The sequence below is a fragment of the Paenisporosarcina cavernae genome, from assembly GCF_003595195.1.
GTDB lineage: Bacteria > Bacillota > Bacilli > Bacillales_A > Planococcaceae > Paenisporosarcina > Paenisporosarcina cavernae.
Genome location: NZ_CP032418.1, coordinates 891,102 through 904,458, shown reverse-complemented (window position 1 = coordinate 904,458; position 13,357 = coordinate 891,102). Strand labels below are relative to the sequence as shown.

Annotated in this window: 14 protein-coding genes and 1 other annotated feature; all 14 genes read right to left on the bottom strand. The window is 39.7% G+C overall.

Features of this window, described 5'->3' with window-relative positions; all coding sequences use genetic code 11:
• Positions 1–91: 91 nt before the first annotated feature.
• Positions 92–1,003: an RluA family pseudouridine synthase gene (locus D3873_RS04520; RefSeq protein ID WP_119882918.1), complete on the bottom strand. Its 912-nt coding sequence runs from the start codon at positions 1,001–1,003 to the stop codon at positions 92–94.
• Positions 996–1,490 carry a signal peptidase II gene (gene lspA, locus D3873_RS04515; RefSeq protein ID WP_119882917.1) on the bottom strand — a complete coding sequence of 165 codons (495 nt, stop codon included), beginning with the start codon at positions 1,488–1,490 and terminating at the stop codon, positions 996–998. The genes D3873_RS04520 and lspA overlap by 8 nt, the downstream gene beginning before the upstream one ends.
• Positions 1,487–4,240: an isoleucine--tRNA ligase gene (gene ileS / locus D3873_RS04510; protein ID WP_119882916.1), complete on the bottom strand. Its 2,754-nt coding sequence runs from the start codon at positions 4,238–4,240 to the stop codon at positions 1,487–1,489. Before ileS ends, lspA begins: the two co-directional genes overlap by 4 nt.
• Positions 4,241–4,299: 59 nt before the next feature.
• Positions 4,300–4,521, bottom strand: a binding site (T-box leader).
• Positions 4,522–4,574: 53 nt separating this feature from the next.
• Positions 4,575–5,084, bottom strand: coding sequence for a DivIVA domain-containing protein (locus D3873_RS04505; protein WP_119882915.1), 510 nt, complete (start codon positions 5,082–5,084; stop codon positions 4,575–4,577).
• 92 nt (positions 5,085–5,176) lie between these two features.
• The gene (locus D3873_RS04500) at positions 5,177–5,965 is read right to left on the bottom strand and encodes a YlmH family RNA-binding protein (RefSeq protein ID WP_119882914.1); all 789 of its coding nucleotides are present in this window, start codon (positions 5,963–5,965) and stop codon (positions 5,177–5,179) included.
• 183 nt (positions 5,966–6,148) lie between these two features.
• Entirely contained in the window at positions 6,149–6,409 is a 261-nt protein-coding gene (locus tag D3873_RS04495; RefSeq protein ID WP_119882913.1) for a YggT family protein, read from the bottom strand.
• 19 nt (positions 6,410–6,428) lie between these two features.
• A complete protein-coding gene (locus D3873_RS04490; RefSeq protein ID WP_119882912.1) occupies positions 6,429–6,890 on the bottom strand; it encodes a cell division protein SepF in 462 nt (153 codons plus the stop codon).
• Between the two features lie 11 nt (positions 6,891–6,901).
• Positions 6,902–7,579 carry a YggS family pyridoxal phosphate-dependent enzyme gene (locus tag D3873_RS04485; RefSeq protein ID WP_119884473.1) on the bottom strand — a complete coding sequence of 226 codons (678 nt, stop codon included), beginning with the start codon at positions 7,577–7,579 and terminating at the stop codon, positions 6,902–6,904.
• Between the two features lie 57 nt (positions 7,580–7,636).
• Positions 7,637–7,891 carry a PRC-barrel domain-containing protein gene (locus D3873_RS04480; protein WP_119882911.1) on the bottom strand — a complete coding sequence of 85 codons (255 nt, stop codon included), beginning with the start codon at positions 7,889–7,891 and terminating at the stop codon, positions 7,637–7,639.
• A gap of 97 nt (positions 7,892–7,988) precedes the next feature.
• Positions 7,989–8,774, bottom strand: coding sequence for an RNA polymerase sporulation sigma factor SigG (gene sigG, locus D3873_RS04475; protein WP_119882910.1), 786 nt, complete (start codon positions 8,772–8,774; stop codon positions 7,989–7,991).
• Between the two features lie 92 nt (positions 8,775–8,866).
• The gene (gene sigE, locus D3873_RS04470; protein WP_119882909.1) at positions 8,867–9,571 is read right to left on the bottom strand and encodes an RNA polymerase sporulation sigma factor SigE; all 705 of its coding nucleotides are present in this window, start codon (positions 9,569–9,571) and stop codon (positions 8,867–8,869) included.
• Positions 9,568–10,449, bottom strand: coding sequence for a sigma-E processing peptidase SpoIIGA (locus D3873_RS04465; RefSeq protein ID WP_119882908.1), 882 nt, complete (start codon positions 10,447–10,449; stop codon positions 9,568–9,570). The genes sigE and D3873_RS04465 overlap by 4 nt, the downstream gene beginning before the upstream one ends.
• A 338-nt stretch (positions 10,450–10,787) precedes the next feature.
• Complete coding sequence (gene ftsZ, locus D3873_RS04460; protein ID WP_119882907.1) at positions 10,788–11,948, bottom strand: cell division protein FtsZ; 1,161 nt, start codon at positions 11,946–11,948, stop codon at positions 10,788–10,790.
• A gap of 36 nt (positions 11,949–11,984) precedes the next feature.
• Complete coding sequence (gene ftsA, locus D3873_RS04455; protein WP_119882906.1) at positions 11,985–13,286, bottom strand: cell division protein FtsA; 1,302 nt, start codon at positions 13,284–13,286, stop codon at positions 11,985–11,987.
• Positions 13,287–13,357 lie beyond the last annotated feature (71 nt).

Genomic DNA, 13,357 nt, shown 5'->3' with positions numbered 1-13,357 from the left:
TTTTACACTCGTTCCTTCCCAGCCTCTCGGGACTGTCTTTAAAGGGATATTCAATTCATTAGTCAAAGTATATAGCGTTTACTTCGAACTGTCAATTATCCTTTTTAATTGTTTCGAGCACTTCTTGAAACGTTTCAGGAATTGGCCGTTCGAATTCCATGTACTCTCCTGTACGTGGATGATCAAAACCAATCACCGCTGCATGGAGTGCTTGACCGCCAATGTCTAGCGTTTTTTTAGGACCATACTTTGGATCTCCTACAAGTGGGAAACCAATGTATTTCATATGAACGCGAATTTGATGCGTTCGCCCTGTTTCGAGTCTGCACTCGACAAGTGTGTAATCTTGGAAACGTTCAAGCACACGGAAATGTGTCACTGCGTGTTTGCCTTTGTCTCCAACCGCCATGCTTTGACGATCGCGCGTGTCGCGAGTAATTGGAGCATCTATTGTCCCTTTATCATGTGCGATATGGCCGTGCACAAGTGCGATGTATTTTCTCGTTACTGTTTTTTTCACCAATTGATCCACAAGGGATTCATGCGCCATATCGTTTTTTGCAACCATTAATAAACCAGAAGTGTCTTTATCAATTCGATGCACAATACCAGGTCGTGCAACCCCATTAATACCAGATAAATCAGTACAATGATGCATTAGCCCATTCACTAATGTACCTGAAGTGTGTCCAGGAGCAGGATGAACGACCATTCCTCTTGGCTTATTGACAACAAGCACATCTGCGTCTTCGTAGACGATTTCTAAATCCAAGTCTTCTGCAACAATTTCTAACTCTTGAACGTCCGGAATCGTTACGACGACTTCATCCGCCTCTTTCACTTTGTAGTTCGTTTTGACTTGTTCGTCATTTACTAAAATATGGCCATCTTTCAACCATGTTTGGACTTGTGAACGCGACCATTCCGGTTCTTGTTCGCTTAAAAATTTATCAATTCGATTTCCTTTTGTTTCTTCTGTTACGGTAAATTCCTTATTAGGCATTCTCATCACTTACTTTCTGTTGGACTTTCGTTTTCTTTTCTTCTAACCATAGTCCAATGATTAACAGTATAACACCTATTGTAAGGGCAGCGTCCGCTACATTAAAAATAGGAAAATCATAGTGAATAATTGGTACTAATACATCGACAAAATCGACCACTTCTCCTCGAACAATTCGGTCTATGAAATTCCCAATTGCTCCTCCTAACACAACCATTAAACTAATCTGTAGCATCGGTTTGTTTTTCGCTTCTGTGAAATAAAAATACAAAATACCTGCAATAACAATGACCGTAATGACGGCAAATATGGCAAACTGCCCTTGCAGCATCCCCCACGCAGCACCTTTATTACGATGCGAAAGTAGCGCAAGGGTTGGATCCCAAATAGCAATCCGTTCCCCTAGCTCCATTTTCTGAACGACTAAATATTTTGTCCACTGGTCGAGAAAAATAACAACCGCTGCTAACAAGAAATATCGCTTCATAGACTCTCCACAACCTCCGCACATCTTGCGCAAAGTGTCGGATGGTCCGTGTTACTTCCAACACTATCTGAAATTGTCCAGCAGCGTTCGCACTTCTCTCCGGTAGCTTTCTCTACCACTACTGCAGCATGTTCTAATGTAAGTGCTTGTTCCGGTTTCTCCTGTTCGAGACCAACCGTGAATTTAGATACAATGAAGAATTGTGCAAAATTAACGACTTCATGTGTAAATAATGAATGATCTTTTTCATTTACATACAACGTCACTGCAGCTTCAAGCGACTTTCCAATCACTTTTTCGTTACGAGCGACTTCAAGTGCTTTTAACACGTCATCTCGTAAATCCATTAAACGGTCGAATTTCTCTACTAAATCTTTCGTATCATGCGACAAGTCCGCTTTTGGCATATCTGCTAACTGAATGCTTTCTTCTGTTTCTTGCGTTAAATAGCCCCACATTTCATCTGTCGTATGCGGTAAGATTGGAGCCATTAACTTTAATAGGCTAACTAACGAATCATACATGACCGTTTGCATCGCTCGACGATGTGGATGATTTTCTCCTTCAATGTAGACAACATCTTTCGCAATGTCTAAGTAAAGGGAGCTTAAATCGATGGTCACGAATGAATTAATCGTATTATATACATTTGCGAAGTCATAGCGGTCGTATGCTTCTGTTGCAGATTGAATCACACGCTGCAATTTCACGTAAACGTATTGATCTACTTCACGTAACTGCTCAAATGGTACACGATCAGTAGTTGGCGAAAAGTCGGTTACATTTCCGTGTAAGAAACGGAACGTATTACGGATCTTACGGTAGCTCTCCGAAACTTGTTTGAAAATAGCATCAGATACACGAACATCCGCCGTATAATCAACAGACGCTACCCATAAACGTAAAATATCTGCGCCCATTTGGCTCATCACTTTTTGAGGAGCGATAATGTTCCCAAGCGATTTACTCATTTTACGACCTTCCCCGTCTAACACAAAGCCATGCGATAATAACGCTTTATATGGTGCATGACCGTTTATAGCTGTGGATGTAATTAACGAGGAGTTAAACCATCCACGATATTGATCGGAACCTTCTAAATATAAATCTGCTGGATAGACGAGGTCTTCTCGCTCTTCCAGAACTGCTTGATGAGAAGATCCAGAGTCAAACCATACATCCATAATATCGGTTTCTTTTACGAAACGATTATTTGGGCTACCAGGGTGTGTAAATCCTTCTGGCAATAAATCTTTTGCCTCTCGTTCAAACCAAACGGTAGAACCGTGTTCACGGAAGAGATTCGAAACATGGTTAATTGTTTCGTCTGTTAAAATTGGCTCTCCATCTTCCGCATAAAACACAGGGATAGGAACTCCCCATACACGTTGACGAGAAATACACCAATCTCCACGATCACGAATCATATTAAATAAACGCGTTTCCCCCCACGCTGGTGTAAATGCTGTATCGCGAACTGCTTGTAACAATTCGTCACGGAATGCATCAATCGATGCAAACCATTGAGCTGTCGCTCGGAAAATAACCGGTTGCTTTGTACGCCAATCATGTGGGTAAGAATGTGTGAAGAACGTCAGCTTTTCAAGTGCGCCCTTCTCTTCTAACGCTTCGGTAATAACTTTATTTGCTTTATCATAGAATAACCCTTCAAATCCAGGAGCTTCCTTCGTCATCACTCCTCGATCATCGACTGGTGATAAAACGTCTAAGCCATACTGTTTCCCCACTAAGAAATCATCTTCCCCGTGTCCTGGTGCTGTATGAACACATCCCGTCCCAGTTTCTGTTGTTACATGCTCACCAAGCATGATCAACGAATCACGTTCATATAAAGGATGACTTGCAACTAACCGATCTAATTGTTCTCCTTTAACCGTTTGTAAAATCTCATATTCCGACCATTCAAGTGTTTCGGCAACGGAAGATACCAATTCTTTTGCCACAATATATTTTTTTTCATTTACTTGGACAACTACATAATCAAATTCAGGATGGACCGAAATTCCGAGGTTTGCTGGAATTGTCCAAGGAGTCGTCGTCCAGATTAGGAATTTTGCATCTTTCGGTACAACACCTTTAGATTCTTTCACATCAAAACTTACATAAATAGAAGGTGACTTTTTGTCTTTGTACTCGATTTCTGCTTCTGCAAGTGCTGATTCACTCGAAGGCGACCAGTACACTGGTTTTAATCCTTTATAGATATAGCCTTTTTTCGCCATTTTTCCGAATACTTCAATTTGACGAGCTTCAAATGCAGGTTTTAGGGTGATATATGGATTTTCCCAATCACCGCGAACGCCAATACGTTTAAATTGCACCCGTTGCTCATCGATTTGTTCATACGCATATTTTTCACAAAGGTCACGGAATTCTGCCACAGTCATTTCTTTCCGTTTTACACCTTTATTCGCAAGTGCTTGTTCGATTGGAAGACCGTGCGTATCCCAGCCTGGCACATACGGCGCATTAAAACCTGACATTGATTTGTATCGAACGATAAAATCTTTTAACACTTTGTTTAACGCATGCCCGATATGGATATCACCATTTGCATATGGTGGTCCGTCATGCAAAATATACGTGGGGAAATCTTTCGTTTTTTCTTGTACTTTGCGATAAATGTCCATCGCTTCCCATTTTTCTTGCATTTCCGGTTCTTTTGCTGGCAAGTTTCCTCGCATAGGAAAATCCGTTTTCGGCATCAATAACGTATCTTTATACTCCATTTTTTTCTCTCCCATCATCTATTCATACTTTTTTTGAAAATAAAAAAATCCCATCCCTAAAAAGGGACGAGATTGACTATACTCGCGGTACCACCCTAGTTGTAACAATTTGTTACCACTCAGACACATGTAACGGTGTGTGACCGGAAATGCTTACTTCTTTCTGTTCAGCAATTCTACTCGTGGAGTGATTTTCGTTTCGCATGTTTTGTTTAGGCTCTCACTATCCCTAAATCGCTACTCTAACGCTACGAACTTACTGTCTCCGTCATTGTACATAACTTATCGAATCTTGCTTTATTATAGGCTAGTCGCCTATAGGCGTCAAGAAACTCTAATCTTCTTTCGTTTCGATTCGTTCCAACTCGGTTGTATCCACTTCATATTCCATTAAATGATCCCAGTCATCTGTATTGATTAAATCAAGTTGCGCTTCTACGAGCATTTTGAAACGATTACGGAATACTTTCGATTGCTTTTTCAACTCTTCAATTTCTAATGCAATTTTACGAGCTTTAGAAAGTGCTTCATTCACAATACGATCGGCGTTTTTCTCTGCTTCTTTTACAATTAGTTTTGCTTCTTTTTGAGAATTGCGACGTACTTCTTCTGCAGCTTCCTGCGCCACTACAATCGATTTTTGAAGAGTCGATTCAATGGTAGTGAAATGACCGACGCGTTCGCTAGAAGACTTCAATTTCTCTTCCAATTCTTTCTTTTCACGTAGCATTTGTTCAAAGTCTTTAATGATTTGTTCTAAAAAATCATTTACTTCGTCTTCGCTGTACCCTCGAAAACTTTTACTAAATTCCTTGTTATGTATATCTAACGGCGATAATGGCATGAATTCTACTCCCCTTTTGAAAGTGTTCTTTTTCTTATTATACCGATAGTATCGGTCGATTACAGTAGAAATTTGAATTTTTCAAAAAGATCTTAGCTAGATTGGTCGATTCGTTCGATTTGAAGTCGTATTTTGTCTTTCTTTGTTCGGCCTTCAATCAGACCAACTCGTATTCGGCCGGCACCTCGAATTGATAACATATCGGATTCATGGACTTCAAAAGAAGGATTGTCTCGAACGGTCCAATTGACTTTAATCTTTCCCCCGTGAATAAACGTTGCAGCTTTTTGTCTTGAAATAGAGAGAATGGAAGCAACAATTGTATCGAGTCTCATGGAAGACACTAGGTGCATCTCTTCTGTCCATTCTTCTGCTTGAAAAATTAGCGGTTCATGAGAATCTATTTCCTGTAACTGCACTTTTGCTTTCCCTACAGAGGTAACATTTAAGCGAACGAAGTCGGCAACCTCTTTCGCTACAGCGAATTGAATTTTTTCATCTAGTACGCGAATATCACCATATTTTGAACGTTCTAAACCAAGTGACATAAGCGACCCAAGAACATCTTGATGGTGTAACGATAGAAATTTCGATGCGTAATGTAATTCAAAAACGACAATGTCGAAATCTTCCATCGTAGGTTCAAAATACGACGGGGCGATAAACATACGCGCACGTTCAGCTTCTTGAAATACACCTTCTGAAAAGGTCACAAGCTCTTCATTCTGACGGACAATAGACTCCACTATAAAGCGTTCTCTCGGGTCTAAAAAATCTGTTCGTTTTGGTGCATAGCGATCTTCTGTTTCGCGCACCCAACCCACTACTTGTTCGATAAAGGGTTGCTCTTCTTTCCGAAAATGTTGGATTAAATGTTCCATAACGTTTGACTCCTATTAGCATTCTGTGTGAAAAATCTTTTCATGTTGTATAAAACGAGTGACTTAATTTATTAAGTAACGTTTTTTCATTTAAATAAAGGTGTGTTCAAGATTTCTTCTACTTAGGATTCATTGCCACTTTTTAATGAGTAACGATAAAAAAACCTCACATAGTGTGAGGCATTAAAAATTAAGAATCAGTACTGAAATTCCTGTTCGCGCTAAGTTTAATACTAAAATAGCAACGATTGGAGAAATATCGATCATTCCGATTGGAGGAATGATTTTTCGAAATGGTTCTAAAAATGGTTCTGCAATTGCTCCAAGCATTCTCCCAAAGGACGAATCCCGAACATTTGGAACCCACGACATGAAAATATAAATAATGAGTAACCATGTGTAAATTTGAATTGCGTAACTAATGAGTATCAATACCGTATCCAACTTGTTAAGCCACCTCTAATTATAAGTCTTCGTAGTAATAATCTGAAATTGCGCCAGCTACTTCTACCGTATCTGGTGCACATAAGAAAATATCTGTACCAATTCGCTGTATGTCTCCTCCTAAAGCATAAACAGTTCCACTCAAAAAGTCGACAATTCGGATTCCTTGATCTTTATCTATTCGTTGTAGATTTACAACAACGGAACGTTTATTCTTCAAGTGCTCGGAAATATCTTGTGCTTCTGCATATACTCTAGGCTCAACCAAAATCACTTTAGAAGACTTCTGTGCGTTTTGCAAACTAACTAAATTCGGTACTGCTTGATCCACGGATGACACTCTCCGTTCTTTCACTGACTTTTTGACAGGTGATTGATAGGTCGATGCAGCGACTGGTGTTTCTCTGACAGGCTCTGGATCATACCCATCTTCTTCTTCATCTAAATAGAAAAAGTTTTTAATTTTATTTTTGATACTCATAGTAATACCTCCTATTCACCAACGAGTGATGTACCGATTCGTATGTATGTTGCGCCTTCTTCTATCGCGATTTCAAAATCGCCTGACATTCCCATCGACGTTTCCGTGCATGGTGCATATGAAATTGCCAGATCATGAATTTCGACCTGCAATTGCTTTAACTTTTGGAAAACATCTCGAACGATAGCTGTATCCTCTGTTAAAGGAGCCATTGTCATTAAGCCAATGATACGAATCGAGGGATAGTTTCCTATTTCTTTTATAAAGGAATGTAATGCATCAGGAGCAACTCCATGTTTCGATGCCTCACCTGAAACATTCACTTGGACAAAACAATCTATGGTTGTCGTTGCTCGTTTCTGAATTTCATTCGCAAGTGAAAGTCGATCTAAGGAATGAAGAACATCGATAGATGGAAGTACGTCCTTTACTTTTCTCGTTTGCAACGAGCCAATGTAATGCCACGTAATCTCTCCCTTTACGTTCGACACTTTTTCTAAAAATCCTTCTGGACGATTTTCTCCAAGATGCAGAATACCTGCATCAACTGATTCCTGCGTTCGTTCCACAGACACGGCTTTCGTCACAGCAATTAACTGAACAGATTGAGCGTCGCGATTAGATTTTAGACACGCTTGTTCTATTTTAGTTTGTATAGATTCTAGATTATGTTTTACAGAAGACGTCATTTGCATCCAAACTTTCTAGTATGATTGCTAATATTGTACCAATTAGAGACAGTTAGTTCAATGTTTATCAAGATCTGTCCCTTGCTGTTTCACTAACACGACATCTTTCCCAATTACTTGGATCGTTTCAATCTCAATTTTTTGTAACTCGGGTTGTTTTCCAAATGGAAAAAGTGAAGACTTTGTCGATTCTAAAAAGAAGGCGGTAATGATTCCACTTTCAATATCTACGGAGGCATCTTGAACATACCCAATCATCTTGCCAGTTTCTAAATTGATAAATTCTTTTAATTGAATATCACTAAATTTCATTCGATTCACCTCGATTTAGTATATGACAGGTCAATTATAAGAAGACGCAAAAAAACAGCAAGCGTTTAGGTAACCACTTGCTGTCTAGATATTCTACTTAGTTATAGGACGAAAATTCCTCTTGCATTATGCCCAGCGCATTTTTCTCTAACCTTGATATTTGAGCTTGGGACAACCCTAACTCTTTCGCAATTTCGGTTTGTGTTTCTCCGTAGTAATACCGTTTAGCTAATATCTTTTGTTCTCTTGCTCCTAATCTTCCCATCATTTCTTTCATTAACACATAATTCGACCACGATTCTTCGCTAACTTCCGAATCTTTCAGTTGATCTAACATATAGACTGGATCCCCGTTTTCATGAAAAATGGGTTCTTCTAACGAAATGGGGTCTTGAATCGCATCTAATGCTAATAAAATATCCTCTTCTTCCAGTTCAATCATCTTAGCGATATCTGAAATGGTAGGTTCTCGAAGATTTTCAAGCACAAATTGTTCTTTCGCTTTCATCGCTTTATACGCGATATCTCGAAGAGAACGTGATACACGAACTGGATGGTGATCGCGTAAGTGTCGCTTAATTTCCCCAATAATCATCGGAACTGCATAGGTGGAAAAACGTACATTATGCGACAAATCGAAATTATCAATTGACTTAATTAGGCCAATACAACCAACTTGAAATAAATCATCTACTTGTTCACCACGAAAAGCAAACCGTTGAACAAGGCTTAACACTAAACGTAAATTTCCCATGATGAGCGCTTCTTTCGCTTCTTCGCTGCCAGATTGAAACTCTCGAAATGTAGATCTCATTTGTTCGTTCGTGAAAATTGGCAAGGTCGCAGTGTCTAACCCGCATATATCAACTTTTGTGCGTACCATGTTTGTCTCTCCCGCCCTTATGCCCTGTAATTAGTAACAGTGTGGTCGTTCAAGACAAAAATATGCACAACAATCTTCTCCAATTTTCTCCATTACATAGCAGAATGATTTAATTCTGCTCGCAAATCGACAATTATTTTTTTTTCAATTCGTGAAATATACGATTGAGAAATACCAAGTAAATCAGCCACTTCTTTTTGTGTCATTTCCTCTTTACCGTTTAATCCGAACCGACATTCCATAATATATTTTTCACGTTCATCCAGCGTGGAAATAGCTTCTACCATCGATTGTTTTTCGAGTTTTTTTTCCACATTTTCGGTAATAATATGTTCATCCGTTCCAAGAATGTCTGAAAGTAATAATTCATTACCATCTGCATCGGAGTTTAACGGTTCATCAAATGACACTTCTCCTTTTAACTTGCTCGTTTTTCGTAAATGCATGAGTATTTCATTCTCAATACATCTAGAGGCATAAGTTGCTAACTTAATATTTTTGTCTAAATTAAATGTTTCAATCGCTTTAATTAGACCGATAGATCCGATACTGATTAAATCTTCCATAGGTGTTGCAGTGTTCTCAAAACGTCGAGCAATATACACAACTAATCGCAGATTTCGCTCGATTAACGTATCCCTCGCAGCATCACTGCCATCTTGAAAAGCAAGGATCGTTGCTGCTTCCTCTTCACGATTCATCGGTGTTGGAAGTGCATCGTGACCACCGATATAAAACGTTCCTTTTTTGCGGAAATGAAGTATCCACTGATAAATTTTACGCCACCATGTTCTCATCCTATTCCTCCTTGAAGTGATTGTAGTGATGTATGGGTGTTACCTTGCTGACTAGGTGCATCTAGAATTGCACTTGCATGAAGGAGCAAATCTACTTGATGTGGAAAGTGAGTTCCATCCTCTACCACAACCACGTAACTAGTGGAGAGGGGAGTACCGTTCTCAGTAAACGTCATAGCGGGAATTTTAATTGCAGTCGCCCAAAACGTTTGAGAAGAAACCGTCTGCAAAGGAACTGCTTTGACTAGTTTGCGATATGCCGGAAGAAGTGTGTCGTATGTCGGAAACTCCTTTCCGTCCAGTGTTTCCAAATAGGAAAGCAACTCATTTGATAGAAAGGACGTAGCAATTTTCTTTGTCATAAAATGAATGGGTGCACCTGAAATAGGTTCTCGTGCATGATTCCCACTATCAATAAAAGCTCGACATGTCGATTGCGTGCCATTGTGTTGAAAGCTCATAAGATGAATAAACGACTTAGATTGTAGATCAAGCCATTGTTTCACGAAATAATACGATATAAATAAGAGCACGATTCCAACAAATAAAAAGTCGATGGAAACAAATTTAAAAATAGAAGAATTTAATTGGTGGAGGAATGTTAAAAAACCAGCTGCAATAACTGCACCAAGAAACGCATAAAAAAACGACTTCTTCAAAAGAGCGATTTTCTTTCCAAATAATATAATCATTTGAAAAAAAAGAATGCCTAAACTGCTCCAAATCGTAAAAGGTAAAAACACTACGACGATTCCACCTAAAAAAGACAACAGAACAATTTTAGAAAACCGACATGAAAATTTCCCCATTCGATTAATAAACTGAAAGAGCATGATACTCATCCATGTATTCGCTGCGATGATCCATTCTGCGTACATATCCTCACCTCACTCATAGCGTAGCATGAAGAAAATTCAAATATTGTCAAAGCGTGGAGCAACATCTCAAGAATTTCTCGACAAAATTTCACGTAAGTAAAAACCGGAGTGGAATGAAAAACATGCAACTTTCGTCGGGAAATGTGCAATTATAAAGAATATCCTGTCCACGAACAGAAAAAACATGTAAGTAGCCATTTCCTTTCAAGGACCCTTGTAACTTACATGCCCTCCCATTCAAAGAAGTACGTTTTCGCTGGCGATAACGATCCTCCCCATTTTCCATGCAAATAAAAAAGCAGAGGAACCGAATGGCTCACTCTGCATGATTAGTTGAATTATCGTTTTTGACGGTTGCGTAGGAATGTTGGAATATCCAATGTGTCTTCTGCACCGTGTTGTTGTGATGTTTGACGAGGTTGTTCATTATATGTTGGAGCTTCTTCACGGCGTTGCTCACGAACTGGTTGTTGCGGCTGTGCTGGTGCTGCTGTTTGGCGTCCAGCACCGAAGCCTCCTGAACGAGTTGGTCGTGAAGTTAGTTGCTCTTCGTTAAATCCAGTTGCAATGACAGTAACGATAATTTCATCTTTTAAATTATCATTAATGACGGAACCGAAAATCATGTTAACATCTTCGTCTGAAGCAGAAGCCACGATATCAGCCGCTTCTTGTACTTCGAATAGACTTAAATTAGAACCACCCGTGATGTTCATAAGAACACCTTTTGCTCCATCGATGGATGTTTCAAGTAATGGACTTGAGATTGCTTTCTTCGCTGCTTCAGCTGCACGATTCTCACCGGAAGAAACACCGATTCCCATTAATGCTGAGCCTTTGTTCGACATGATTGTTTTTACGTCAGCAAAGTCTAAGTTAATTAAACCAGGTACAGCGATTAAGTCAGAAATACCTTGAACACCTTGACGAAGAACGTTATCGGCTTCACGGAACGCTTCTAACATTGGCGTGTTTTTGTCGACAATTTCAAGTAAGCGATCGTTTGGAATAACGATTAGTGTATCTACCGCTTCTTTCATTGCTGTGATTCCGCCTACTGCTTGTGTGGAACGTTTGCGTCCTTCAAATGTAAATGGACGAGTGACAACGCCCACTGTTAGTGCGCCTAAATCTTTTGCAATTCCAGCGATGACAGGCGCTGCTCCAGTTCCTGTTCCGCCACCCATACCAGCAGTGACGAATACCATATCTGCTCCACGTAGAGCTTCTTCAATTTGCTCGCGACTTTCCTCTGCAGCTTTTTTCCCTACCTCAGGATTTGCTCCAGCCCCAAGACCACGTGTCAATTTTGCTCCGATTTGTAAGCGAACTTCTGCTTTGGATAAATTAAGTGCTTGCGCATCTGTGTTTACAGCGATAAATTCTACGCCTTTCACACCATGTTCAATCATACGATTTACTGCGTTATTACCACCGCCGCCAACGCCAATTACTTTGATGACAGCAAGTTGGTCTACATTTGTATCGAATTCCAACATCGCAATTCCTCCTCTAATTAGTATCTAATGATCGATTTATTCGAAAAATTTGTCAAAAAACTTTTTCGCTCGATCTACCATGCCTTCTTTGTCTTCAGAAGCTGCAACTGCAACTTTTTGTTTCTTCGGTTTAGCTGTTTGGACCGGCGTTACATTATCCGTCTTCTTATAAGCTACTAGAGCTGCGTTTCCGCTAACTCGACCGTAAAACGCATCCTCTAGCTGTGCGTATCGAATAAGTCCGACTGCAGTAGCATATTGAGGCTCACGCACACCAATATATTCTGGTGTATACAATCGAACTCTCGTTTGTAAAATGTGACGAGCTAATTGTAAAATGCCATCTAGTTTTGCTGTTCCACCTGATAAGACAATGCCACCAGGTAAATCTTGAATGCCCATACGATAAAATTCTTCTAAGATTAACTCGAACAATTCTTCTAAACGAACGCCAATGATTTCAGAAATATATCGCTGGCTGTATTGTTCTTTCGTGTCTGCTCCAATAACTGGAACTTCGAAAAGTTCATCGTCAGAAGCATCATCAAAAAATGCATGTCCAAATTGATGTTTGATCTTTTCTGCATGTTCCGTCGGAGTTTTTAAGACGATGGACAAGTCTTTGGTGATATGATCTCCACCAACTGGTAAAACGGATGTATGCACTAATTGTCCTTCACGGAAAATACCAATGGAAGTAGAACCGCCACCAATATCGATAAACGCTGTGCCATGATCTTTTTCATCTTCCGACAATGCAAAATACCCTGATGCAAGTGGTTGCAGGTAAATTTCACGTACTTTCAACCCTGCTTTTTCTACGCATCGTAATACGTTATGTAGGATTGTTTTGGAAGTGGTCATCATGGTGCCGTCCATCTCTAAACGAACGCCAATCATGCCACGTGGATCTTTAATTTCTTCTAAATGGTCCACAACAAATTGCTTCGGTATAATACTGATAAGCTCTCGTTCAGGTGGAATGGACATTACTTGTGCTGAATCCATCACGCGATCAAGGTCTTCATCGGTAATTTCTCTCGTTTCACTATTAACTGCGACAACACCTTTCACTGGTTGCAAAAGTGCTTGTCCTGCTGGAATTCCAAGAACTACTTCATTAATTGACATGCCGATCATTCTCTCTGCCTGGTCAATTGCTTTCTTGATCGACTGAACAGTAGCATCAATATCTACTATTGCGCCTTTTCGGATTCCATTCGATTTGACATTTCCGACTCCGATAACATGTAAGGTTTCGTTTGTCATTTCTCCAATAAGAACTTTGATAGACGAAGAACCTATATCAAGGGAAACGTATAATTCGTTTTGGTTCAATCCGTGGCACCTCCTTCAATGACTCTATATTCCTCATTCTATTGTATTCTTGTAAGCTTGTCTAAGTAAAA

What these genes read in the sequence shown, in the direction of transcription:
- D3873_RS04520 (WP_119882918.1), bottom strand. Translation starts at nt 1,003, where the DNA reads ATGCCTAATAAGGAATTTACCGTAACAGAAGAAACAAAAGGAAATCGA.
- D3873_RS04500 (WP_119882914.1), bottom strand. Translation starts at nt 5,965, where the DNA reads ATGGAACATTTAATCCAACATTTTCGGAAAGAAGAGCAACCCTTTATC.
- D3873_RS04480 (WP_119882911.1), bottom strand. Translation starts at nt 7,891, where the DNA reads ATGAAATTTAGTGATATTCAATTAAAAGAATTTATCAATTTAGAAACT.
- ftsZ (WP_119882907.1), bottom strand. Translation starts at nt 11,948, where the DNA reads ATGTTGGAATTCGATACAAATGTAGACCAACTTGCTGTCATCAAAGTA.
- D3873_RS04465 (WP_119882908.1), bottom strand. Translation starts at nt 10,449, where the DNA reads ATGTACGCAGAATGGATCATCGCAGCGAATACATGGATGAGTATCATG.
- sigE (WP_119882909.1), bottom strand. Translation starts at nt 9,571, where the DNA reads ATGAGAACATGGTGGCGTAAAATTTATCAGTGGATACTTCATTTCCGC.
- D3873_RS04485 (WP_119884473.1), bottom strand. Translation starts at nt 7,579, where the DNA reads ATGACGTCTTCTGTAAAACATAATCTAGAATCTATACAAACTAAAATA.
- D3873_RS04490 (WP_119882912.1), bottom strand. Translation starts at nt 6,890, where the DNA reads ATGAGTATCAAAAATAAAATTAAAAACTTTTTCTATTTAGATGAAGAA.
- ileS (WP_119882916.1), bottom strand. Translation starts at nt 4,240, where the DNA reads ATGGAGTATAAAGATACGTTATTGATGCCGAAAACGGATTTTCCTATG.
- D3873_RS04505 (WP_119882915.1), bottom strand. Translation starts at nt 5,084, where the DNA reads ATGCCATTATCGCCGTTAGATATACATAACAAGGAATTTAGTAAAAGT.
- sigG (WP_119882910.1), bottom strand. Translation starts at nt 8,774, where the DNA reads ATGGTACGCACAAAAGTTGATATATGCGGGTTAGACACTGCGACCTTG.
- lspA (WP_119882917.1), bottom strand. Translation starts at nt 1,490, where the DNA reads ATGAAGCGATATTTCTTGTTAGCAGCGGTTGTTATTTTTCTCGACCAG.